Origin of the sequence: Alkalibacillus filiformis, from assembly GCF_030814115.1 — a bacterium.
Lineage (GTDB): Bacteria > Bacillota > Bacilli > Bacillales > Alkalibacillaceae > Alkalibacillus > Alkalibacillus filiformis.
In genome coordinates this window covers 956,518-981,348 of record NZ_JAUSUP010000001.1, presented here as the reverse complement: position 1 = coordinate 981,348, position 24,831 = coordinate 956,518, and the positions used below count along the sequence as shown (strand labels likewise).

At 36.2% G+C, this 24,831-nt stretch carries 24 protein-coding genes; 18 read left to right on the top strand and 6 right to left on the bottom strand.

The window, feature by feature from the left end:
• The first annotated feature begins 18 nt into the window (after positions 1-18).
• The 10 genes from ezrA (at position 19) to J2R98_RS05300 (ending at position 9,703) form a co-directional block, all read left to right on the top strand.
• Complete coding sequence (gene ezrA / locus J2R98_RS05345) at positions 19-1,713, top strand: septation ring formation regulator EzrA (RefSeq protein WP_307066808.1); 1,695 nt, start codon at positions 19-21, stop codon at positions 1,711-1,713.
• Positions 1,714-1,729: 16 nt separating this feature from the next.
• Positions 1,730-2,110: a hypothetical protein gene (locus tag J2R98_RS05340; RefSeq protein WP_307066806.1), complete on the top strand. Its 381-nt coding sequence runs from the start codon at positions 1,730-1,732 to the stop codon at positions 2,108-2,110.
• A 104-nt stretch (positions 2,111-2,214) separates the two neighbouring features.
• Positions 2,215-3,351: a cysteine desulfurase family protein gene (locus J2R98_RS05335; protein WP_307066804.1), complete on the top strand. Its 1,137-nt coding sequence runs from the start codon at positions 2,215-2,217 to the stop codon at positions 3,349-3,351.
• 4 nt (positions 3,352-3,355) lie between these two features.
• On the top strand, positions 3,356-4,558 hold the full coding sequence (gene thiI, locus J2R98_RS05330; RefSeq protein WP_307066802.1) for a tRNA uracil 4-sulfurtransferase ThiI: 1,203 nt from the start codon (positions 3,356-3,358) through the stop codon (positions 4,556-4,558).
• 78 nt (positions 4,559-4,636) lie between these two features.
• Positions 4,637-4,825, top strand: a complete 189-nt coding sequence (locus J2R98_RS05325; RefSeq protein ID WP_017186443.1) for an alpha/beta-type small acid-soluble spore protein — start codon at positions 4,637-4,639, stop codon at positions 4,823-4,825.
• 180 nt (positions 4,826-5,005) lie between these two features.
• Entirely contained in the window at positions 5,006-6,604 is a 1,599-nt protein-coding gene (locus tag J2R98_RS05320) for an amidohydrolase (protein ID WP_307066799.1), read from the top strand.
• A 144-nt stretch (positions 6,605-6,748) separates the two neighbouring features.
• Complete coding sequence (locus J2R98_RS05315; RefSeq protein WP_307066797.1) at positions 6,749-7,408, top strand: DUF2953 domain-containing protein; 660 nt, start codon at positions 6,749-6,751, stop codon at positions 7,406-7,408.
• Positions 7,386-7,817 (top strand): GerW family sporulation protein, encoded by a 432-nt coding sequence (gene ytfJ, locus J2R98_RS05310; protein ID WP_146816255.1) that lies wholly within the window; start codon positions 7,386-7,388, stop codon positions 7,815-7,817. Before J2R98_RS05315 ends, ytfJ begins: the two co-directional genes overlap by 23 nt.
• 74 nt (positions 7,818-7,891) lie before the next feature.
• Positions 7,892-8,872 carry a class I SAM-dependent methyltransferase gene (locus tag J2R98_RS05305; RefSeq protein ID WP_307066795.1) on the top strand — a complete coding sequence of 327 codons (981 nt, stop codon included), beginning with the start codon at positions 7,892-7,894 and terminating at the stop codon, positions 8,870-8,872.
• A gap of 15 nt (positions 8,873-8,887) precedes the next feature.
• Positions 8,888-9,703, top strand: coding sequence for an EcsC family protein (locus tag J2R98_RS05300; RefSeq protein WP_307066792.1), 816 nt, complete (start codon positions 8,888-8,890; stop codon positions 9,701-9,703).
• A 28-nt stretch (positions 9,704-9,731) separates the two neighbouring features.
• Here the strand turns inward: J2R98_RS05300 and J2R98_RS05295 are convergent, their stop codons facing one another.
• Positions 9,732-10,181: a universal stress protein gene (locus J2R98_RS05295; RefSeq protein WP_146816249.1), complete on the bottom strand. Its 450-nt coding sequence runs from the start codon at positions 10,179-10,181 to the stop codon at positions 9,732-9,734.
• 156 nt (positions 10,182-10,337) lie between these two features.
• On the opposite strand from J2R98_RS05295, the gene J2R98_RS05290 reads away from it, so the two are divergent.
• The 4 genes from J2R98_RS05290 (at position 10,338) to J2R98_RS05275 (ending at position 15,187) form a co-directional block, all read left to right on the top strand.
• On the top strand, positions 10,338-11,096 hold the full coding sequence (locus tag J2R98_RS05290; protein WP_307066789.1) for an SDR family oxidoreductase: 759 nt from the start codon (positions 10,338-10,340) through the stop codon (positions 11,094-11,096).
• A gap of 83 nt (positions 11,097-11,179) precedes the next feature.
• Positions 11,180-12,292 carry an alanine dehydrogenase gene (ald, locus tag J2R98_RS05285; protein ID WP_307066787.1) on the top strand — a complete coding sequence of 371 codons (1,113 nt, stop codon included), beginning with the start codon at positions 11,180-11,182 and terminating at the stop codon, positions 12,290-12,292.
• Between the two features lie 185 nt (positions 12,293-12,477).
• Complete coding sequence (locus tag J2R98_RS05280) at positions 12,478-13,782, top strand: aspartate aminotransferase family protein (RefSeq protein WP_307066785.1); 1,305 nt, start codon at positions 12,478-12,480, stop codon at positions 13,780-13,782.
• Between the two features lie 13 nt (positions 13,783-13,795).
• Positions 13,796-15,187, top strand: coding sequence for a YjiH family protein (locus tag J2R98_RS05275; protein WP_307066783.1), 1,392 nt, complete (start codon positions 13,796-13,798; stop codon positions 15,185-15,187).
• Positions 15,188-15,226: 39 nt separating this feature from the next.
• On the opposite strand, the gene J2R98_RS05270 is transcribed toward J2R98_RS05275, so the two are convergent.
• The gene (locus J2R98_RS05270; RefSeq protein ID WP_307066782.1) at positions 15,227-16,321 is read right to left on the bottom strand and encodes a M24 family metallopeptidase; all 1,095 of its coding nucleotides are present in this window, start codon (positions 16,319-16,321) and stop codon (positions 15,227-15,229) included.
• A gap of 120 nt (positions 16,322-16,441) precedes the next feature.
• Between J2R98_RS05270 and J2R98_RS05265 the strand changes: the two genes are divergently transcribed.
• On the top strand, positions 16,442-17,122 hold the full coding sequence (locus tag J2R98_RS05265; protein WP_307066780.1) for a metal-dependent hydrolase: 681 nt from the start codon (positions 16,442-16,444) through the stop codon (positions 17,120-17,122).
• A gap of 376 nt (positions 17,123-17,498) precedes the next feature.
• Complete coding sequence (locus tag J2R98_RS05260; RefSeq protein ID WP_307066778.1) at positions 17,499-18,803, top strand: DRTGG domain-containing protein; 1,305 nt, start codon at positions 17,499-17,501, stop codon at positions 18,801-18,803.
• On the opposite strand, the gene J2R98_RS05255 is transcribed toward J2R98_RS05260, so the two are convergent.
• Positions 18,800-19,099, bottom strand: coding sequence for a YtpI family protein (locus J2R98_RS05255; protein WP_307066777.1), 300 nt, complete (start codon positions 19,097-19,099; stop codon positions 18,800-18,802). The two genes, J2R98_RS05260 and J2R98_RS05255, sit on opposite strands and share 4 nt — an antisense overlap.
• Before the next feature lie 91 nt (positions 19,100-19,190).
• On the opposite strand from J2R98_RS05255, the gene J2R98_RS05250 reads away from it, so the two are divergent.
• Positions 19,191-20,135 carry a DHH family phosphoesterase gene (locus J2R98_RS05250; RefSeq protein ID WP_307066775.1) on the top strand — a complete coding sequence of 315 codons (945 nt, stop codon included), beginning with the start codon at positions 19,191-19,193 and terminating at the stop codon, positions 20,133-20,135.
• Positions 20,136-20,172: 37 nt separating this feature from the next.
• On the opposite strand, the gene J2R98_RS05245 is transcribed toward J2R98_RS05250, so the two are convergent.
• The 3 genes from J2R98_RS05245 to ytrH form a co-directional block, all read right to left on the bottom strand.
• A complete protein-coding gene (locus tag J2R98_RS05245) occupies positions 20,173-20,364 on the bottom strand; it encodes a YtzJ family protein (protein WP_307066773.1) in 192 nt (63 codons plus the stop codon).
• 140 nt (positions 20,365-20,504) lie between these two features.
• Positions 20,505-21,011 carry a sporulation membrane protein YtrI gene (ytrI, locus tag J2R98_RS05240; protein WP_307066771.1) on the bottom strand — a complete coding sequence of 169 codons (507 nt, stop codon included), beginning with the start codon at positions 21,009-21,011 and terminating at the stop codon, positions 20,505-20,507.
• Between the two features lies 1 nt (position 21,012).
• Positions 21,013-21,342, bottom strand: a complete 330-nt coding sequence (ytrH, locus tag J2R98_RS05235) for a sporulation membrane protein YtrH (protein WP_307066769.1) — start codon at positions 21,340-21,342, stop codon at positions 21,013-21,015.
• 138 nt (positions 21,343-21,480) lie between these two features.
• Here ytrH and dnaE point away from each other — a divergent pair, with 138 nt between their 5' ends.
• Positions 21,481-24,813, top strand: coding sequence for a DNA polymerase III subunit alpha (gene dnaE, locus J2R98_RS05230; protein WP_307066767.1), 3,333 nt, complete (start codon positions 21,481-21,483; stop codon positions 24,811-24,813).
• Positions 24,814-24,831 lie beyond the last annotated feature (18 nt).

Sequence of the window (24,831 nt, the reverse complement as noted above, 5' to 3'; positions counted from 1 at the left end):
TTGTGAGGGGGGCTTTCGATGGAGTACATCATAGGTATACTGGTAATTGTTATTGCTTTTGTATTAGTTGGCGTTTTTATGAGAAGGAAAGTGTATAACAGTGTGGACAAGCTAGAGCAATGGAAAGTCCAACTGATGAGTCGCCAAGTAGCTGATGAATTAGGAAAGGTTAGACATTTGAATCTAACTGGTGAAACGGAAGAGTTGTTTGAGTCTTGGCGTAATGAATGGGATGAAATAAATGATTATGTGTTTACTGAAGTAGAAGAGTTTTTGTTAGATGCTGAAGAAGCAGCTGAAAAATATAAGTTTAGTAAAGCGTCCCGTACATTAAGAACAGTAGAACAAAAGTTATATAAAGTAGAACAGACAATTGATGACATATTTGAAGAAGTTGATCGCTTACTTCATTCAGAGCAAGACAGTCGGGAAGAAGCGGAAAAGCTCCACCCTCGTATTAGTGAAGTTCGTAAAAAGGTTCTTCAGAACGGTTATCAACTAGGTAAAGCTGAAGTTGTATTTGAAGTTGAATTAGATGATTTACAAAACGATATGAAGCAATATGAGGAATTGACCGATTCCGGAAATTACACAGAAGCACAAGAACTTATACATAATGTAAAATATCGTTTGCATGAATTGGAACGTAAAGTAAACGTATTTCCAGATATATATCGAATGTGTAAGCACACGTTACCTGAAGAACTTGATCAACTACAAAATGGTGTTAAAGAGATGAGAGATGATGGTTTTAGAGTTCAACACCTTGGTGTTGAAAAGGAGATTCAAACTCATCACGAAACACTTCTAGCTTCAGTAGAACAGTTAAATAAAGGAATCGATGACGGTGTTGAAAACCAAATCGAGCAGATTAGGTCGAGAATGATAGAAATTTATGATCATCTTGAAAAAGAAGCTTTTGACAAAAACTTTGTCATGCAAAAGCAATCGTTACTTGATGAAAAAGTAGAAAAGGCTAATGAATCTTTTGCAGCAACGAAAGAAAATGTAATGGCTGTAAAGGAAAATTATCACTTAAAAGACGAAAAGTATGAAGAACAGTATGAGCTTGAAAAAAGTCTCGACCAATTAAGTAAGAAGGCAACGAGATTGAAGTCAATGATTACGCATGAAGACCAACCTTACTCTACAATTAGACTAGACCTAGAGGAATGGCAAAAGGATTTTGAAGCATGGGAAGAAAAGCAATCTAAATTCGACGCTCACCTTTATAATTTAAGGAAAGATGAGTTGAATGCTAGGGAGCAAATTAATGATTTAAAACAGAAAATAATCAATGTTCGTCAAAAATTACAAAAAAGTAATTTACCTGGAATACCAAATTATATTATTGATTTAGTTAACCAAGCCCGTGATTTAATTGAGCAGTCTAATGAAAAAGTGAATGAGCAACCATTAGATGTAGATGAAGTATCTAAAGTGTTGGAAGAAGCAGATAAATGTGTCGCAAGGGCAGTAGAACAAACTAATCTAATCTTAGAGCAAGCAGAATTTGCTGAATACGTGATTCAATATGCAAACCGTTATAGAAGTAGTTATCCTGTATTAGCTGCAAAGATTGCAGAAGCTGAGAATCACTTTAGAAAAAATGATTATGAAACAGCTTTGGAACAGGCTAGCCAAGCATTAGAAGAAGTGGAACCTGGTGCTCTTAAAAAGATTGAGGATCAGCTGAAGTTAACTGCATCATAAAATAGGAGTGATGTAGATGGAACGCGTAATTGTCGTATTAAGTGGTGTCTTATTTTTGGCAACTTGGGCGGTTGTTATTCTAGTGTGGGTCGATGTTAATCAGCCGACATATACTGCTAAAAATCATCATATTTCCAAGGAAATAACGTTGAACTATAAATTAAACGATCAAGCAATGGTGTTAAACACTAATTTAAGTACTTATGAAAAAAGTTCTTCAACCGAGAGTGAACAACGTAGTACATCCAATGATGAAATAAAGCATGAGTTAGAATTAATTGATGATTCATCTCTAGACCCTTGGAGAGATTATTTCAGTAATGAAGAACAAAATGTGTCAATTGATGATTTACTTCACATATTTGAAGAAGTTGATGAAGCTGTCTCAGAATCTTAAGAGGTGGCTTCATCTTTTTATCACCGGCCAATCAATTGAATATTGATCCTTTATTGTGGTATGATTACTCGATGGATACTGACTAAAAGGGGTTTATAGAACCAATGATATATTTAGATAATAGTGCTACTACAAAACCTCATGAAGATGTTTTAAAGACGTTTCATACCGTGTCTTCGAAATATTTTGCAAACCCTTCATCAATTCATAGAATGGGTGGACAAGTAGAAGACTTGTTAACAAAATCCCGTCAACAAATAGCTGACTTATTAGGGGTTAGACTACAAGAAGTCGTCTTTACTTCAGGGGGCACAGAAAGCAATAATTTAGCGATCAAAGGTGTAGCAGAGCAATACAAAAATCGTGGTAAACACATTATTACTACTGAAATTGAACACCCTTCAGTTTTAGAAACGTGTCGCCACCTTGAGGAAACTGGCTATGAAATCACTTATTTGCCAGTAAACGACAAAGGTGAGGTGTCAGTAGATGATGTTAAAGAGGCAATTCGTCCAGACACTATTTTGATTACAATTATGCATGTGAATAACGAAATAGGAAGTGTTCAACCAATTGAGGAATTGGCTAATATAGTTGAACATTATCCTACTGTGTTATTTCACGTTGACCATGTTCAAGGTTTTGGTAAAATCACGGTTCCTTATGATCATAAAGGAATTGATTTAATAACGATCTCAGGTCACAAAATCCATGGACTTAAAGGGTCTGCGTGCTTAATAAAAAAACAACACATCAATTTAACACCATTACAACATGGTGGCGCACAAGAAGAACGAGTTCGTCCAGGGACGGAAAATGTAGCTAATGCGGTTTCTTTAGCAAAGGCAATCCGTTTAGCATTGGAAGAACAAAAAAACTATCATCAACTTCAACAATTAAATCAAACTATAAGAGAAGAGCTTAAGTATTATCAGCAAATTACAATTAATTCTCCACAAAACGGAGCGCATCACATTTTAAACTTTTCTGTTCAAAACTTTAAACCAGAAGTGTTAATCCATGCTTTCAGTGATGAAGGAGTAGTTGTTTCTACGAAGTCAGCTTGTTCATCGCGTCAAAGTGAAGCAAGCCATGTATTGAAAGCATGTGGGAAAACTGATGAGGATGCTTCAGCAGCAGTTAGGGTAAGCATGAATGTTCATCAAAGCCAAGATGATATTAATGCCTTTATCTCTGCTTTTAAAAAGATTATGTCAAAGTATGAAAAAGTAATGGGGTAATGTTATGAAATACGATCATATTTTAATTAGATACGGTGAACTAGCGTTAAAAGGAAAGAATCAAAAGTTCTTTATCAATACGTTACGTTCTAATGTTCAACGAGCTTTAAAAGACTATCCGGATTTATCAATTAAAGGAAAACGCGATCATATGTATATTTTGTTGGATGGGCGTGATCCTGACCCAATAGTTGATAAGTGTAAAGATATATTTGGAATTCAATCGTTTAGTCTTGCTATGAAGGTAGAGAACGATGAAGAAAAAATAAAAGAAGCTGCTCTAGAAGCTTTGAGGTTAGAAAATGGTCAAACATTTAAAATTACTTGTAAGAGACCAAATAAAAGTTTCGCAGTTCGCTCTCAAGAAATGAATCAAATTTTAGGCGGGCATCTATTAAGAAACACAGAGGGCTGGACAGTAAATGTGCGTGAACCTGATGTAGAAATAAGAGTGGAAATTCGTCATGATGCTACTTATATTACAGCTCGTAATATTCCAGGTATGGGTGGTTTACCTGTAGGTTCTACTGGTAAATCATTATTATTAATGTCAGGTGGTATCGATAGTCCAGTAGCAGGTTATTTAACGATGAAACGTGGAGTGAAAATTGAAGCAATCCATTTTCATTCACCACCGTTTACGTCTGAGCGGGCTAAGCAAAAAGTGGAAGATTTAGCTCAAACGTTAACTAAATTCGGTGGAGAAGTGAAGCTACACTTAGTACCATTTACTGAAGTGCAACAAAAAATCTTTAAAGAGGCTCCTGAAAACTATGGTATGACTATTATGAGACGTCTTATGTTGCGTATTAGTGAACAAATCGCTCAAAAAGAGGAGATCTTATCGCTAACAACAGGAGAAAGTTTAGGTCAAGTTGCCAGTCAGACGATGGAAAGTATGCACACAATCAATGAAGTAACGAACTATCCAATTATTAGGCCGTTAGTCGCCATGGATAAATCGGATATTATCGATATATCAAAAGAAATTGAAACGTATGAGATTTCTATTCGTCCTTATGAGGATTGTTGTACGATTTTTGTACCTAAACAACCAAAAACAAGACCAAAGCGTGACAAAGTAAATCAATTCGAAGCCCCTATTGATTTTACTGAAGATATAGCAAAAGCTGTTGAAGGTACAGAAACGGTTGTGTTTAGTCCTTCGAAACCAAGTCATGAAAGTGAATTTGACGACTTATTATAGGCTTGTAAAACTTCCATGATTTGCATTGTATGAATCACCCCTAGTTATCTCAAAATAGTTAACGAGGAGGTGAAAGAAATGGCTAACAACAACTCTAACAACTTAGTAGTACCAGGCGTACAAGCAGCATTAGACCAAATGAAGACTGAGATCGCTCAAGAATTTGGTGTACAACTAGGACCAGATTCTACATCTCGTTCTAACGGTTCTGTAGGTGGCGAGATTACAAAGCGTTTAGTACAACAAGCGCAACAGCAAATGCACTAAGTAGAAAACAATAAATAGTGAATTGAAGCTTTATAACATTCTAATCAGTTGTAAAAACGATGATCACAACTTTTAAACTTAAAAGTGTATGTTTTTACAGCCGTATAGAATGGTGGAGGGGGCAGTTAATTAAGCTGCCCTTTTCATATGTTTAAAATGGGAGTTATGGGAGGATTTAATATGGGGAAAATGTGGTATGGTGGAACAATATACACAATGGATCGTGAAGGAGAAACAGTAGAAGCGATTTATGAAGTTGATGGAAAGATTGCCGATATGGGCGCTGTTGATCAATTAATGGAGCGTTATAATGAAGAGATTATAGAAAAAGTTGTTTTTGATGGTGTCATGTTGCCTGGTTTTATAGATAGTCACTTACATATTATAGGTCACGGTGAGCGTTTAATTAGATTAGATATAACATATGCTCACTCTAGAGAAGACCTTTTGAACAAAGTTTCAGATTATGCAAATTCATTAGACCATGGTAAGTGGTTAATTGCTGAGGGGTTCAACGAAAATCATTGGGATGAGCCAGAAGTGATCCATCGTGATGAATTAGATGCTATTTGTCCAAACCATCCAGTTATTTTAACACGTGTTTGCCGGCATGCAATGGTCGCTAACAGTAAAGCAATGGAGCTTGCAGGAATTGATGAACTAACTGAAGAACCTGATGGTGGTGTTATTGAAAAAGATGATCAAGGACGGTTAACAGGGTATTTTCATGACCAAGCTCAAGAATTGTTAAAAGAAGCAATGCCTGAACCAAACCAAGCCTATTTGGAACGTGCTATTAATGCCTCAATTGATGACTTATTATCATATGGTTTAGTCAGTGGTCATAGTGAGGACTTAAGTTATTATGGTGGGTATGGAAAGACAGTACAGGCTTTTCATAATACGATTAAAAAGGATCAGCGTTTCCGTGCTCATTTATTAGTTCACCATGAAATTGTAGAGGATTATGTGGAAGACCAAGGGAAAGGTCATACTACTGACGATTGGTTAGAATTTGGGGCCATGAAGTTGTTTGTTGATGGAGCGTTAGGAGGAAGGACTGCACTTTTATCCCAAGCTTATCATGATGATCAAACAACAAATGGGGTAGCAATTCACACTGATGAAGAATTAGAGAATTTAATCCAACAAGCAAGAAGTTATGATATGGCTGTAGCTGTTCATGTTATTGGAGATTTAGCAACAGAGAAAGTGTTAAATACAATTGAAGCAAATCCTCCTAAACAAGGCTTGAAAGATCGTATCATTCACGCACAAATTATGCGTTCAGATATTATTGAACGTATGAAACAACTACCGATTATTATTGATATTCAACCAACATTTGTTTCTTCCGATTTTCCGTGGGCTATTGAAAGAGTCGGCTACTCATTAATAAAGACTTCATATCCATGGAAAACATACTTAGAAGAAGGAATATTGTGCGCAGGCGGCTCTGATGCTCCTATTGAAGAGGTAAGTCCGATTAACGGAATTGCTGCATCCGTTAATCGTCGTTCAATGTTTGATGGCAATATTTATTTAAAAGATGAGTCATTATCTGTTTATGAAGCGATTAAACTTTATACTGTGAATCCAGCCCAGGTGATTAATAAACAAGATGTACAAGGAAAAATTAATCCAGGGTATCTTGCGGATTTCGTAATCTTAGACAATGATCCGTTTAAAGTTGAGGAATCAAAACTTGAAACATTAAAAGTCCTTCAAACGATTGTAAATGGAAAAGTGGTATATGACGATCAAGCAGTAAATGTATAATAAAATAACTTAAGTGCTTTTACCCTTTTAGCGACGTGTAGTTAAAAGGGTTTTTTATTTAGGTTAGGCAGTTACTAAATTTATTTTATATGTATAATTTACCAATTTAAGTTGAATATATAAGCAGAAGGTAGGTGAATTTTGTTGGTTATTGTTGGGGGTATACTAGCCATTTTATTAATTACGATTATTTTCATTATGTTTAGCAAAGTAACCGTTGAATTAATGGCTACATATGCAAATAAACAAAATGACATCTTTATTACGGTGAAATGGATGAATATAAAGGTGTTTCGCAGATCTATACCTGTTATAGATCTTAAAAGTGATTTATCTGTTGATATTGTAGAAAAAGATGAAATGTTGAATCATGAAATACCAGATAAAGAAAAGCATTACACCCCTCAATACATTGAAGAACAATATCACATTATACAAAAAGTAGTCGATACAACAAGAGATGTTATACCACATGTGTTAAATGTTGTTCGAGCCTTCCGATTACATCACTTTAAGTGGGTGAGTGAATTAGGTGTTAAAGCAGCTAATCAAACAGCTGTTCTAGTAGGGACAGCTTATTCATTAAAAAGTATGGGGTGTCATTGGATGGTTGTTTTAATGCAAAGTGACTATAATCCTGAATTTGAAGTTAGACCAAATTACCAAAAACCGACCCTTCAGTCCGAGCTAGAATGCATATTATCAATCAGAATCGGTCAAATTATGCGTAATGCGTTATCTATAGCGTGGCAATATCAAAAATTAAAGAGGTGGAATGGAAATGAGCGAGCATCCAATTCATAATATGATGGAAACAGCAATGGAGAACTTAAAAGAAATGATTGATGTCAATACAATCATAGGAGATCCAATTGAAACACCAGACAAATCTGCGGTTATTTTGACCGTCTCTAAAGTAGGTTTCGGTTTTGCTTCTGGTGGTAGTGAATTTAATAATTCAGGAGGGAACCATGACGACTCTTCACAGTCTAATATGCCTTACGGTGGAGGTGCTGGCGGTGGTGTATCTATTACACCAATTGCTTTTTTAATTGTCAGATCACACGATGTAAAAATGGTGCATTTAGATGAGGGAACTCATATTGTTGAGAAGTTAATTGACTTAGCTCCTCAAGCAGTCGAGAAAATTCAGCATATGGTTCAACAGAATAAGCATACAAACCATTATGGTACGACAAATACGCCTGACTAAAACGCTTAAACTATCATAGTCCCTTCAAGTTTGCTAAAATAAATAATGTATAAAATAGTGACGGAGGGACTTTAATGGAGCAACAAATAAATGAGTTGTTCAATTGGTTAGATGAAACAAGTTCAATCATTGAGCAAGAAGAGAACACACCATATATTGAAGCATTAATAGCGAGTAGTAATTTATTATTTGAACAACAGGTCCCTGAAGACCTTGAACCGACTTATCACAAGCAGTTAACAGATAAGGTCAATCAAATACAGTTTAATCAGTATGATCGTGAATCTAGACGTAAAGCGATGCAGCTAGCTATTTTGAAAGGAATGAAAGGTGCTACTCAACAGCATCACTATATTACTCCTGATACAATTGGCGTATTTGTTGGCTATCTTATTAATAAGTTTTTAGAAGGGGAACAGTCATATCGTTTATTTGACCCAGCATGTGGTTCGAGTAATTTGTTACTGACCATACTAAACCAACAAGAACACTTAACTGTAGATTCTTACGGAAGTGAAGTTGACCCTACCTTAATTCGCCTAGCTTTTAATAATACGAATTTGCAAGAACGTAAGATTGAGTATTTCCACCAAGACAGCTTAAAGCCGATTCTTCTAGAGCCAGTAGATGTTGTGACATCTGATTTACCAGTGGGTTATTATCCTGATGATGAAACGGCTAGTTCTTATGAGTTAAAAGCAGAGGAAGGACATTCTTTTGCACACCATTTATTTATAGAGCAAAGTGTTAAGTATACTAAAGAAGGAGGGTACTTATTTTTTGTTGTACCTAGCTTTCTTTTTGAAAGTGAACAGAAAGAGCAACTACAAGCTTTCTTAAAAGATCAAGTTCATATTGTTGGTGTGTTAGAATTACCGAAGACGATGTTTAAAGATGAAAAGTTTTCAAGAAGCATATTAGTTTTACAAAAGAAAGGTGAAAATACAAAAGACCCGAAAAAGGTCATGTTAGCACAATTACCTTCATTTAAAGATGTTCATGCAACGAACAATGTCATTAAACAAATCGATCACTGGTTCAAGAATGACCGATAAAGGAGCCGTGTTTTAATGGGAGAGGAACGCGTCTTACAGGAGATTAAACGTTGGGAAAATGAAGTGTCTTCTTATGTGTCGAATGATTTTGAGAAAGTGTATGAACTGTGGGTACAAGATCAGTTTGATAAGCTACCAAAGCCAGTCCAACGTAAGTTTTTTGAAAGTATTGATCAATGGATTTTGTATACGTATACGTTTTTACAAGGGACAAATGCACAAGCAGAAGCTTATAACCGTATTATGCAAGTCGCCAGAACATATGATGAGAATGTTCAACAAGTTGAAGATTTAAAAAAGTTATCAATTGAGAAGTTGACATACTTAGCGGATCAACAAGTCGCTCGTAATCGTGTCTATTCATTTGTTCAAGGTGGAGCAACTGGAGCTGGTGGCTGGTTATTACTAGGTGTTGATTTACCTATGATGATCGGGTTAAATTTGAGAACAGTTCAATTAATAGGAACAAGTTACGGGTATAACATGCATAATCCCATTGAGATGGTAATAGCACTTAAAGTGTTTCATGCAGGTGCTTTACCAAAACGACTTCAGTATGAAGCATGGGTAGAGTTAAAAGAGGATATTGACCAATATGATCGATTAATGTCACAAGAAAAACAACTAACGAACACGACTTGGATTGAACAACCATTAAGAAATGTGTTTAAGACAATAGCCATTTTAATGTTCCGCAAAAAGTTATTCCAAGGTGTACCAATCATTAGTGTTGGGATTGGTGCAACGGTCAATTACAAAACGGCTAAAAATGTAAGTGACTTTGCTAAACGATTTTATCAATATCGAGCTATTCAAGAACGTCATGATTAAAAATTGGGGGTGTCTCACCCCCAATTTTTTATTTAGAATCTTCTGGGCGTATAACTAACACATCAACTTTTGAGTAGCGAGTAATGTGTTCAGAGACACTGCCAATAAAAAAACGTTCAACGGTGTTCATTCCTGTAGCACCGCAAATAATTAAATCGGCATTATGTCGCGGAGCAACTTCTTTAGCAATTTTGACTTTTGGAGAACCATGTTCAAGGTCAGTCACCACATTTTCAACTCCAGCTTCTTCAGCTCGTGTTTGATAAGTTCGTAAAAGTTCAAGAGCATCATTTTGCACACGGTCAGAAACGCTTCGATCATATGCTTCAATCGTGGAGTAGACTCGAGTGTCGACTACGTGTGAAATAATGAGTTTGGCATGATTTCTTTTGGCAATGTCGATTGCTTTTAAGAAAGCATATTCTGACGCTTTAGACCCATCTACCGCAATGACAATGTCATGATATTCAAATGCCATCAAGACACCTCCTTGTCTAATTAATTGTATTGTACCATTATTATCTGAATATTCATACTAATATTAATATAGACTTTGAAGTTGTTTCGTTCATTTTCCAAAACAATCATGGTAAAATATATGTTGGTAGGTCAAAGAATGATTGGAGGCCTTTAAATGAGACATGCAATTGTAACTGCTGGAACAAAAGGCTTAGGTAAAAAAATGACAGAAACCTTATTAAAAAAAGGTTATAGTGTAACGGCTACATATAGAAGTGACCGAAACAAAGCAGAAGCTTTATTAGAGGAATTTAATGTGGAGCATGACCGTTTACACGTTATTCAGTTAGATACGATGGACGTATCATCCATTAATAATGCGGTGGATCAAGCATACGAACAGTTTGGACGTGTGGATTGTTTAATCAGTAATGCAGGTCCATATATATTTGAGCGCAAAAAATTGTTCGATTATACAGAACATGAGTGGAATGAGATGGTGAGGGGGAACCTCGATGCTTCATTTTATTTATTGAAGCGTTGCTTACCAATTATGAGGAAACAACAGTATGGTAGAATCGTCTTCTTAGGATTCCAAGGCGTTGACCATAGTTCTGGCTGGATTTACCGTTCAGCTTTTGCATCAGCTAAAGTTGGACTAGCTTCGCTAATGAAGACAGTAGCATTAGAAGAAGCGGAGAATAGAATTACCGCAAATATGGTCGCTCCAGGCAAAATTGTTGATGAGATGAAGGAAGCAGATATTGTAAATGCTAGAGAAATTACTGAAACAGAAACACCGATCGGAAGGCCTGGTACAGGTGAAGATATCGCAAGAGTTGTATCTCATCTAAGTGATGAAGACTCAGATATGATTACAGGTACGGTTGTTGAAGTTACTGGGGGCCTAGATGTGATTCACCGTCATTTGTAGATGTAGTTTCCACTTTTTATATATCATGTTATAGTTAAAGCGGTTACATAAATTTTATAACTTTTAGCATAGGAGGATTAATTATGAAAATAGGTGTACCAAAGGAAATTAAAAATAATGAAAACCGTGTTGCATTAACCCCTGCTGGTGTTATGTCCTTAATAAAAGCTGGACATGAACTGTTTGTAGAAACAAATGCAGGAGAAGGTTCAAACTTCACGGATGAACAATATAAGGAAGCTGGCGCGACGATCGTTTCCACAGCTAAGGAAGCATGGAGTCAGCAGATGGTTATGAAGGTTAAAGAACCATTGCCTGAGGAATTTGATTACTTCTATGAAGGTCAAATTTTATTTACATACCTTCATCTTGCAGCAGAGCCTGAGTTAACTAAAGCATTAACAGAAAAGAAAGTGATCGGGATTGCATATGAGACGGTTGAGTCTAATCAAGGTACATTACCGTTGTTAACGCCTATGAGTGAAGTAGCTGGACGAATGGCTTCACAAATTGGTGCTCAATTTTTAGAGAAATCTCGTGGTGGAAAAGGCATTTTATTAGGTGGAATTCCTGGTGTTACACGAGGCAAAGTTACGATTATTGGTGGTGGCGTAGTTGGAACTAATGCAGCAAAGATTGCAGTCGGTTTAGGTGCGGATGTTACAATAATCGACTTAAGTCCAGAGCGTATGCGTGAACTTGATGATATCTTCGGTAAACAAATTAAAACAGTTATGTCTAATCCATTAAATATTGAAGAGCATGTGAGAGAGTCTGATCTGTTAATTGGTGCTGTTTTAATCCCAGGAGCTAAAGCACCAAAGTTAGTAACAGATGAAATGATTCAACAAATGAAACATGGATCAGTCGTTGTTGATGTAGCCATTGACCAAGGTGGAATTGTTGAGACAAGTGATCGTATTACAACACACGATAACCCAACATATGAAAAGCACGGCGTTCTCCATTATGCTGTAGCAAACATGCCAGGTGCAGTTCCAAGAACGTCAACAATTGGCTTAACGAACGTAACGGTACCTTATGCCTTACAACTAGCGAACAAAGGGTACAAGCAAGCTGTTCTAGACAACGCTAGCTTGTCTAAAGGTGTAAACACACTTGACGGATATGTGACATACAAAGCAGTAGCCGATGCACATGAGTTAGAGTATAAAGATTTAAACGACTTACTATAAAATCGAATTTCAAAAGTACTAAGTAAGAAGTGATCTCATTTATGAGGTCACTTTTTTTATGTTTATAAAGGGTCTCTTTCAACTAACTACAAAAAAATTATCACATTCTATTGAATTTTTATACATTAATATGTATTATTATAAATTATCGAAAGACGAATTACTAAAGGTTTAGGAGGATCTATATGCACCAAGATCAAAGTTGGGTTAAGTTAACAGAATCAATCGGGGATTATTTAGCACCAGGGATGGCTAAAGACCACCCCAATCTTCCAGTTGAAAAGGCTGAAGGTTGCTATTATTACGGAATAGATGGAAAGAAATATTTAGATTTCACCTCAGGAATTGCTGTTGAAAATGTTGGACACAGGCATCCAAAAGTAGTTCAAGCCATTAAAGATTCAGCAGATCATTTAGTTCATGGACCATCAGGGGTCATTATATATGAACCAATTCTTAAACTAGCAGAACAATTACAATCCGTACTACCTGATCCATTAGATAATTTCTTCTTTGGAAACAGTGGAACTGAAGCTATTGAAGGTGCGATAAAGTTAGCAAAACATGTAACAGAACGTCCTTATGTCATATCGTTTACAGGGGGCTTTCACGGTCGTACAGTAGGCGCTTTAAGTGTTTCAACATCTAATAGCAAGTACCGTAAATTTCTCCAACCATCGTGGTTAACATATCAGTTACCATATGCTGATCCAAGTAGTTGTCCTGATGGTGCAGATCCAGATGTTTATTTTGCCAATCAACTAGAAGAAGCAGCTGAGAGCTTATTTAATCACCAAGTTGAAGCGGAAGAAGTCGCATGTATGATTGTTGAACCTGTACTAGGTGAAGGTGGTTATGTCATTCCGCCTAAAGGTTGGCTACAAAAAATGAGAGAAATTTGTGACCGTCATGGGATTTTACTTATCTTTGATGAGGTTCAAACAGGTTTTGGACGTACAGGTGAATGGTTTGCAGCTCAAACATTTGGAGTAACACCTGACATTATGGCAATTGCTAAAGGAATCGCTGCTGGCATGCCATTAAGCGCTACAGTTGCTTCAAAAGAATTAATGTCTAAGTGGCCATTAGGCTCTCATGCGACAACTTTTGGTGGTAACCCAATTGCTTGTGCAGCATCAATCGCATCATTAGATGTAATTAAAGAAGAGAATTTATTAGAGAACACGAAAGACGTCGGTCAATATGCATTTGAACAGTTGCAAAAGTTAGCTGAAAAGCATGATGTCATTAAGGATGTCCGTGGTGTGGGATTAATGATAGGGATCGAAATACAATCTCAAGGTGAACAAGACGTAGGCGATCTCGTTATGGATATATTAAATAGTTGTTTACAAAAAGGTGTCCTATATTACTTGTGTGGTCAAAAAGGCCAAGTAATCCGTATGATTCCACCGTTAGTCGTAACGAAAGAAGAGATTGATTTTGGACTTAATGTATTAGATGAAGTGTTGACTGAATTAACGAAATAAGGGGAGAAGTTTTATGGGGGAATTACAACAAACGTATGATGTTGAAGAGAATATTAAAGGATCAAATTCATTAAAAGTAAAGCTGACGTTTCTTATACCATCATTAATCGGTATTTTACTATTTTTAGTTCCAATCTCTGTTGATGGACAGTACACAATTGGGATTGGGCTATTAGCAGACTATTTGCTAGAGACATTTAGTGACCATATGCCGTATTTTGTCGTCGGGCTTTTAGGGACATCCTTTATCTTGTCGTTAATAGCTACATTTATGAAGGTAGAATTTATAGAGAAGAACGACTTTTTAACTAGCTTGTTTAAAGTAACACCACTCGGTTTGCTAGTAAGAGGCTTTGGTTTTTTAGTTGGTTTATTAACAATTATGGCCTGGGGTCCGACGATTATCACCTCACCTGGTACTGGTGGCGTTGTGCTTTTTGATTTAGCCCCTGTCTTATTAACATGGTTTTTATTTGCGGGTTTGTTTTTGCCATTACTTATGCAATTTGGTTTAATGGAATTTATCGGTTCATTATTAAATAAAGTGATGCGTCCGTTATTTACTTTACCAGGCCGTTCATCAATCGATAGTATGGCTTCTTGGATGGGTGCAGGTCCAGTAGGTGTATTAGTAACATCCAAGCAATTCGATGAAGGGTATTATAATCGTAGAGAAGCAGCCGTTATTGCGACAACATTTTCAGTAGCTTCGATCGCCTTTAGTTTAGTAATTGCAAATGTTATCGGAGTCGGTCATTTATTTATACCTTTCTATTTAACAGTTGTAGCGGCTAGTTTAGTTGCGGCAATGATTATGCCTAGAATTCCACCACTATCAAGAAAGGAAAACACTTATAGAGAAGAGGTTGGAAAGCAAATAAATGATGCAAGTCCTGAGGGTGTTTCAGCACTAAAATGGGGTTGGATTCAAGCGATACAAAAAGCAGGTCAAGCTAAAGGATTCATTCACCAATTGAAAAGTGGTTTAAAGACTGTAGCAGATATTTGGTTTGGGTTAATTCCGCTAGTGATGAGTCTAGGTGTCATAGCCCTTATACTAGTAGAATTCACACCAGTTTTTAATATTTTATCGTACCCATTTGTTCCTTTATTGGAATTGTTGAGAATTCCAGAAGCAAGTGCAGCAGCTCCAGCGATGCTCGTTGGTTTTGCGGATATGTTTTTACCAGCTGTAGTCGGTAGTGGTATTGAAAGTGAGCTAACACGATTCGTCATTGGTGCATTGTCAGTTGCTCAAATTATTTATATGTCTGAAATTGGTGTGTTGATTTTAAAATCTAATATTCCAGTTAAATTACACGAACTATTTATTATTTTCTTGCAGCGTACGTTAATTACATTGCCGATCATTGCGTTAATTGCACACTTATTAATATTCTCTTAAATAAAGCCCCTTTCCCAATAGGAAGGGGCTTTAAGCTTATTAAACTTTCTGTAATGATTTTGGGAATTGTGTTAGAGTTTTTGGACCGTTCTCTGTCATTAATACATCATCTTCAATGCGAACGCCTCCAACTCCTGAAACGTATATGCCAGGTTCAATAGTAAAAGCCATTCCAGGTTTTAATGGATCTTCGTTATTTGAAGCCATCGATGGAAACTCATGAACATCAATGCCAATGCCATGACCGATCCGGTGAGTGAAGTATTCGCCGTAACCAGCGTCTTCGATCACACTACGTGCAGCACGATCAATTTGTCCTAACGGTGTACCAACTTCACAAACATTAAGTGCTTTTTGTTGTGCAGCAAGGACAGTATTATAAACTTTTTCTTGTTCTTCATTAACTTCCCCAACAGCTACTGTACGTGTAATATCCGAACAATACCCTTTGAAAACAACACCTAAGTCCATTAAGACAAAGTCTCCATCTTCTATTGGCTTCATGCTCGGTGTTCCGTGGGGAGCAGCTGTTTTTGCACCTGAAAGAACTAACGTTGAAAAGGACATGTGACGAATACCTTTTTCTTTAAGGGCATATTCAACTTCTGCGATAATTTCTAGTTCTGTTTTCCCCGGTTTTATATGTTTAACTGCCGTTTCAATTCCGTAATCAGCGAAGCGAGCTGCTTCTTGTAAAATTTTAACTTCATCGTCGTCCTTAATGACACGTAGTTCGTTTAAAAGTCTCTGACCGTACTGAATATCTCCGTTTTTAGTAAGTGTTTGGAGTTGTTGGAAACGTTCAACGTTTAAGTTCTCCTCTTCAATTGCTAGATTACTTGGTAAGCCACCTGAGTGTGATAACCATTTCTCGAATTTTGCCCATGGGTTTTCATGGTCGAAGTATGTAATGATTTCGCTTGTCCATCCAGCATTTTTAATATCTTCTAATTCTAAAGCAGGAGCAATAATTGTCTTTCTGCCTTGTACGTCTATGTATAAAGCAATGAGGCGTTCATGTGCTTCAGCGTACAGATTACTAAAATAAAAGACATTAGCTTTTGATGTGATGAAAATACTTTCTAAGTTATTATTTTGTAAACTTTCAATTAACTGATTGATTCTTTTCTCCATATAATTCACCTCTAAATTTTTTTGCCTTTATGTGTTATCTTAACGGATAAAGGGAAATAAATGAATGATGACGAAGTAATTATTTAAGAAAAATTTCAAAAATTCAGGAGGTTGATTGTGATGAAAGTATCTTTTCACGGTCATTCAGTAGTTAAAGTTGAAACATCAAACCACACTATTTTAATTGATCCATTTATTTCTGGTAATGATCACTGTGACTTACAAGCAGAAGGTTTAAAAGCAGATGTGATTTTGTTAACCCACGGGCATAATGACCACGTCGGTGACACAGAAAAGATTGCAAAAGACAATGACGCGTTAGTTGTTGCACCATTTGAGCTGGCCACTTATTTAGGGAATAAAGGTTTAAACACTCACCCAATGCATATTGGTGGCGGTCATAACTTTGAATTTGGACATGTTAAGTTAACTCAAGCATTTCATGGTTCAGCCTACACAGAAGATGACGGAACGATTGTTTATACAGGTATGCCTGCTGGTCTTCTATTAACAGTGGAAGGAAAAACAATTTATCACGCTGGTGATACCGCGTTATTCTCTGATATGAAATTAATTGGTGACTTAAATGAGATTAATTTAGCCTTTTTACCAATAGGTGATAATTTCACAATGGGACCTAAAGATGCGAAGTTAGCAGCTGAATGGATTAAGGCTGACCGAGTGGTACCGATGCATTATGATACATTCCCATTAATTGAACAAGATGGTGAAGCTTTTGCTAACTCCTTGCAATCAGGTGTTGGACACGCTATGAAACCTGGTGATGAAATCGACTTATAGGGAGTTTAATGAGGATGGAACAAAAGGGGCGAAGTGTTGTGAAAACACGAACATTTGATATTCCATCCTAGTTAAGCGTAATTAGCGGAATCAAATGCGCAGACTCCAGCGGGAACAGCACGAGTCTCGAGACCCCACAGGCCCCGTCTTTTGGGCCGAGGAGGCTCGAACCGTGCCCGCGGAAAGCGAAGCATTTTGATGTAGCGCTGATAAAAGATAAACCCGAACGAAGTCAAAACATGATCTCGTTCGGGTTTTGTGTATTAGTACTTAGTTTTGTCCCAGCCTCTTCTCGTCTATACAGCAATTGCTGAACAGCTTAACTCAAGGTATAATGTTAAACATATATGAATGCGGAAGAAATTGGGTGAGGTGTATGAGTACAAAGCATGAACAAATATTAAATTACATAGAATCGTTGCCAGTTGGCGCGAAAATCTCAGTTCGAGCTGTCGCAAAAGAGTTAGATGTTAGTGAAGGAACAGCCTATCGTGCTATTAAAGAGGCTGAAAACATCGGATATGTTAGTACGATTGAACGAGTAGGTACGATCAGAATTGAACAGAAGCGTAAAGAAAATATCGAAAAACTAACATTCGCAGAAGTCATTAATATCATTGATGGTCAAGTATTAGGTGGACGAAGTGGCTTACACAAAACTTTAAATAAGTTTGTAATCGGTGCAATGAAACTTGAAGCGATGATGAAATATACTGAAAAAAGCTCTCTTTTAATTGTCGGTAACCGTGTCAAAGCACAAGAGAAGGCATTAAATGCAGGTGCAGCCATTTTAATTACAGGTGGTTTTGATACGACTGATTATGTAAAAAGCTTAGCTGATCGTTATGAACTTCCTGTTATTTCATGTTCATACGACACTTTTACTGTCGCAGCTATGATTAATAGAGCCATTTATGACCAATTAATTAAAAAAGAAATTGTCATTGTTGATGATATTTACACGTCGATTGATGAGACACATGTGTTGTATGAAGATGATTTAGTGTCTACTTGGCATGCCTTAAACGAACAAACCAAACATAGTAGATATCCAGTGTTAAATAGACAAAATCAAGTCGTTGGAATTGTAACGTCAAAAGATATTATTAATAAGCGGATCGATCTAAAAATTGAAAAAGTGATGGCAAAAAAGCCAATCGTAACGAAGGCGACAACATCGTTAGCTAGTGCTGCGCACACAATGGTTTGGCAAGGTATTGAGCTAATGCCAGTTGTCGATGAGGACTACACGTTCTTAGGCGTTATTAGTCGTCAAGATGTCATTAAAGGGTTGCAAAGCAGTCAAAGACAGCCGCAAATCGGCGAGACAATTGATGATTTAATTCATAAGCAACTCGTTTCAAATGATGAATTTAGTGGCTTTTCTACAGAAATAACACCTCAAATGACGAATCAGTTAGGGACACTATCATACGGCGTGTTTGCTTCATTTGTAGCGGAGGCTTGTAACCAAACGTTGAAAAAAGAAAAGACAGGAGACATGGTGATTGAAAATTTATCAATCTTTTTCATGAAACCTGTCCAGATTGGAAGTCAACTTAGAATTGTTCCACAAATACTTGAACTAGGTAGAAAGTTTGCTAAGATCGATGTTCAAGTATTATCAGACGAAGAACTTGTAGGCAAAGCGATGGTTATGACTCAATTTATTAATCGTTAATTAGCCATTTGCTCAGCTTTTAAAATTTCTTGACGGTAATGTTTAAAAATCTTAAAACCGAACACAATTTGTGCAATCCCAACAGCTAAGAAAATAATGGTTAAATATAATACGATTTGTGTTGGGAAGGCAACGTATTGGTTCATACCAAATGTAGCCATAAAAACACCTAAAGCAATGCGTGCCTTACCGTTTGTATAATGCATATATAGTGGATTTTTGTAATTTAATATTCTTACTTTAAAATATAAGTACAATACAATTGATATAACAAAGATGCTAATTAAAATTGGCAATGTTAACTCTCCTTTTTCACTTCAAGTCGATGTCTATTGTAACGATTTTTGAGTAAAATTGCTAGTGTATTGTGATGAAAGGGTGCTTAAAATGAAATCAGAAATTATTAAAGCAATTAGTGAATACAACACCATTATTATCCACCGTCACGTTAGACCTGACCCTGATGCATACGGGTCACAGGTAGGTTTAGCCAAAATCATTCAAGAAACCTATCCTAATAAAGACGTCTATGTTGTAGGAGAAGAAGATTCTTCTTTGAATTACTTAGCACGCTTAGATGATATTGAGGATGATAAATATAAAGATGCCTTAGTCATTGTATGTGACACGGCCAATGAAGAACGTATATGTGATCAAAGATACAATCAAGGTCAAAAATTAATAAAAATTGATCATCACCCTAATAGAGAACCATATGGTGATATAATGTGGGTTGATCCAGATGCCTCATCTACGAGTGAAATGATTTATGAACTGTACTTAGAAGGCAAATCTGACGGTTGGACTTTAAATCAAGACTCTGCAAAGCTTTTATATGCTGGAATTGTCGGCGATACTGGCAGGTTTTTGTTTCCGAGTACAACAGAACGCACTTTTAATGCAGCGCAAGAGTTAGTCACTCATAATTTCGACCGAAAAGCCTTGTACGACAATATGTATCAAGTTCCTATTAATATAGCTAAATTTAAAGGTGAATTATTAAGTTCACTTGAGCCTCGTGAAAGTGGTTTAGCAGTATTTAAATTACCTAAAGAGTTATTAAATGAGTATGGTGTATCAGCGGATGAAACACATACTTTTGTTGGTATAGCAGGTGATATTAAAGGTATTCATGCTTGGGTGTTTTTTGTTGAAGAAGATGATGTAATTAGAGTGCGTCTAAGGTCTAAAGGTCCAGTCATCAATGAAGTTGCAGCACAATTTAACGGTGGAGGCCATCCAATGGCTTCTGGGGCGAAAGTGTTTAGTTGGGAAGAAGCGGATCAGTTAATAGAGGCTTTAGATCAAGTCTGTCATGCGTTTGAAGGCTAATTTTAAAAAGCTGCTCTTAAGTTAAGAGCAGCCTTTATTAAAAATATTGACTTCTAGGAATAAACCAGCAACCAATATCCGTTTGGTCTTCATAAATATCAAGGTTGTTTGAATTAATTCTACGTTTCATTAGTCGGATGAGTTCTTCAGTTTCTGCATAAGCGGAGTAACCGTTTCTTAGAGTGTTGACCTTCTCATTAGCCATGCGTCTTCTACATACAACAAACATACATCACTCACCTCTTTTTGACATTTGTCCCTCAATTGGTGTTAGTTTTTAAGGGGTCCTACTATATATTGTACCCCAAAACTTAAGAAAAATAGCTTTTCTTACAAAAACTTCATAAAAAAGTCAAATAAGTAAGTGATCTATGAACTTGTTATATGGACTTTAATGGTAATAATTAGCGTTGTAGAAATCGTAATGTGGTGAACTTCTAGTTGATAACGAATGTCTCGAATATTATAAAGTTTATTCTCAATTGTTCTAATAAGTAATTCCCTTTGGTCAGACACAGACTGAATGTTTCGACCCATTACAGTTTGCAGTTCTTGTAACACGTTTTCGTTTAATTCATGTAAAGTGAATCGGTCAAGGTCTAACTCATCAGCATTATGCCAATCAAGCTCAATATCTTGAACGGTTAACCTTTCTTCATTGGCGCGATTTAAATCATCTTTATCTTGTTTTAATAGTTCATTTTCTTGTTTAACCTGATTTAATTCATTTCGCAGCGTCAGGTTCTCCTCAATCCATCTTTCAGTATGCTGTCCATATACATATAAGAAAAACATATAACCAATGACAACACCTGTTAAAATCCCAATAAAAAATGCTTGCCATGTTGTTTTCTTATAAAATGGGGGTATGTGCATGTTAAAGGTCCCCTTGTGTAATCCAGCTAATTAACATAAGGGCTGACTTGACCCCTCCCATAGCTGAAATGATTAATAAGATTTGTTTAATTAAATCGACTGTAGATGCTTCAAAGATCCCTTTTTCAAAAGTTGAAATCGCATCAAAGGTACCACCGATCGCTGCTACAATAGCCCAAATTCTTAATTTATTTGCCGCTAACATCATTTCAGAGATTGGTGGTTGTCCAGTTAAATAAGCACTTAAACTACCAAATAAAGCTCCGCCAGTTAATACGCCAAAAGCAATAAAGAAACACTTTATAATTGATGCAATAAATCGTTCTTCCATATAATCTACGACCTTTCAGTGTAGAAGTTGTCTTATAAACTATATGATTTCTAAGGCTTTTATATGTGAATGAATTCAATAGGAATGTATAATAAGAAGTGAATGAAATAGATTCACATGATTGAAGGTGAATAATTTATGGACTTTGTTCATTTACAAGTGCACTCTAGCTATACATTAATGAAAAGTGCTATTCATATAGAACAATTAGTCAAGAGGGCTTCTGAACTGGGCTTTGAAGCCATTGCTTTAACTGATGAAGAAGTGTTACATGGGTCTTATCAGTTTATTAATGTTTGCCAGCGTTACAACATTAAACCTATTACTGGTATGACTTGTCACGTTTATTTACCCGAAGAGCAACGACCGACTAAGTTGATTCTTATAGCCAAAGATGAAGTTGGTTATCAGTCACTCGTTAAGCTATCAAATGCTATACATATAAATGAAGAGCAGCCCACTTTGTCACAATTAATGGAATTAGAAGGTATTATACCGATTGTGTCTTTTTATCAAAACTTCATGGAAGAGTTAATTTATTTAAATGATTTTACTAGACTGCACCAACTTGTTCATCACATTAATGAATCATTTGATCAGTGGTATATCAATGTCCAACCAAACCAACAAGGACACGTTATAAATTGGCTGCAAAATGAAGGAAAACAGTATTTGGAAAGAGCAGTTGTTACCGATGATGTCCGTTATGTCAATGAAAAAGATCGAGTTGGCTATGAAGCTTTAAGGGCTATGGAACATGGTGCTACGATTAACCAAAGGTCTTCAAAAGAGGATACAGCAACTTACTTAAAACGTGTTTCTGATTTTGATCCATCGTTCGTTAAACAATGGGAAGGGGCAATTAGTAGAACTAAATTTATTGCTCAACAATGTGATGTCCCAATCACAAATAAGTGGTTTACATTGCCTACTTTCCCAAATGACAAGGATCAATCATCAGAACAATTGTTAAGTGAATTGTGCTATAAAGCTTTATATGTAAAATACAGTGACGACCAAGAGCAAAAAGCAAAAGATCGTCTCGAACATGAGCTATCTGTTATTAATAGTATGAAGTTCGCTGATTACTTTTTGATTGTTTGGGATTTAGTTAAATTCGCGAAGCAATCAAACATATTAACTGGTCCAGGCCGTGGTTCGGCAGCGGGTTCAATTGTAGCTTATTTATTAAACATTACAGAAGTTGATCCAATAAAACATAACTTACTGTTTGAGCGATTTTTAAACCCTGAAAGAAAAACGATGCCTGATATTGATATCGATTTTTCAGATTATCGACGAGATGAAGTTTTACATTATGTCAAAAATAAATATGGCGAAGATTATGTTGCACAAATCATTACGTTTGGTACGTTTCAGGCCAAATCAACCATACGTGAATTAAGTAAAGTATTCCAGCTTAGTCGTGAGCAATTAACTTACTTGTTAAAACAGTTGCCACAACAAATGTCATCACTGAAAGAAGTCATTTTAAACAATGATTCATTGAAACAATATATAAAGCAATCACAACAACTAATAGAAATGTTCCAAGCGGCTTTTGTTATTGAAGGGTTACCTAGACACCATTCTGTTCATGCTGCCGGGGTCATTATTAGTAACCGCCCAATGCTTGAAAAAATTCCGATGTTCAAAGGTACAGAAGGTGTACTATTAACTCAAATGCCGATGAATGAGTTAGAGTCATTAGGTCTGCTTAAAATGGACTTTCTCGGATTACGTAATTTAACATTAATTGAACGCATAATTAAACAAATTGAAGAGCGAGAAGGTAAAAAGATTTCTGTAGAGCAGATTCCTAAACAGGATGAGAAAACATTCCGCCTATTACAAACCGGATATACAACAGGTGTATTCCAATTAGAATCAGACGGGATGAAAAACGCATTTAAGTCGATTAAACCAACAAAATTTGACGATATCGTAGCGGTTATTTCACTTTACAGACCAGGTCCAATGCAATTCATAGAGACTTTCTCAGATCGTAAACATGGCAAGACACCTGTAGAGTATATCCATACTGATTTAAAACCCGTTTTAAATGAGACGTATGGGGTATTAATATACCAAGAACAAATCATGCAAATTGCAAGTAGGCAGGCAGGTTTTTCACTTGCGCAAGCCGACCTTTTAAGAAGAGCTATTAGTAAAAAAGATCGTGAAGCTATTGAACAACTTAAAGCTGCATTTATTAACGGTTCATTAGAGAATGGCTATGACCAAAATGTTGCAGAACAAGTTTTTGATTGGATTGAGCGCTTTGCAGATTATGGCTTTAATAAAAGTCACGCGGTAGCTTACTCGATAATCTCTTATCAAATTGCTTATTTTAAAGCCAATTATCCTGCTTACTTTTATGCTGAACTGTTAACATCGATGATGCATGATTCAAATAAATTAGAACGTTATTTAAAAGAAGCAAGGCAAGTAGGATTAAGAGTACTTCCGCCTTCTGTAAATGAAAGTTTTGGAAAGTTTACCGTAAAAGATCAACAAACAATCCGTTTTGGCTTGTTAGCAGTGAAAGGTTTTGGAAAACAAGCTTTAGATGAAATTATTCGCGCACGGAGGCAAAAGCCGTTTAAAAGCCTTTTTGACTTTTGTATGCGCGTTTCATTACAAGTGGTTAATCGTCCTATACTTGAATCATTAATTATCGTAGGAGCCTTTGATGACATTCATCCTAATCGTGCTCAATTACTTGCTTCAATTGTCCAGGCCATGGATCAAGGCGAATTATTCTCATCTATGGATGATCAACTAAATTGGGAAGATGATTTATTTAATATGGAAGTTGAGTACACTAAGGTTGATGCCTTCCCGGTCTTAAAAGAATTGAGTATGGAAAAAGAAGTAATGGGCTTTAGAATTAGTGAACATCCAATTAGTCAAATAAGACGCGCGCTTGTAAGAAATCGTTTTAGTTCAATTAATGAACTGTTAAAACAGCCAATCAAAAGTAACCACACGATTGTTGCGTCCATAAGTCGAATGAAAGATATTAGAACGAAGCGTGGGGAGCAAATGGCCTTTGTTACTTTAGAAGATGAAACGAATGAAATAGAAAGCGTTGTCTTTCCTAAGATGTACCGACAATTTGGTCGTGAACTAAAAGAAGAGCAAATGGTGAACGTTTATGGTCAATTGGATGAAAGGCAAGGGTCAAAGCAATTGATTGTTGAAAAAATAAAGCCTTTTGATTATGAATCTGTACCTAAAGATTGTAATGAACAACTATACATCAAGTTGTATTCTGACGACGAAGAAGAGCAGTTGTCCTATATTAAGAAAGTTCGTGATCAATTCCCAGGTTCAGTTCCCATTGCTGTGTATTCTTTAAAGTATAAAAAGGTTTATCAATTATCACCTTATTATGATATTGATGTATCGGAGGAAAGTTTGAGTGAATTAAGAAGTTTCTTTCATGAGGAACATGTCGTCTTAAAATAGGAGCATGTAAAGTGTTAC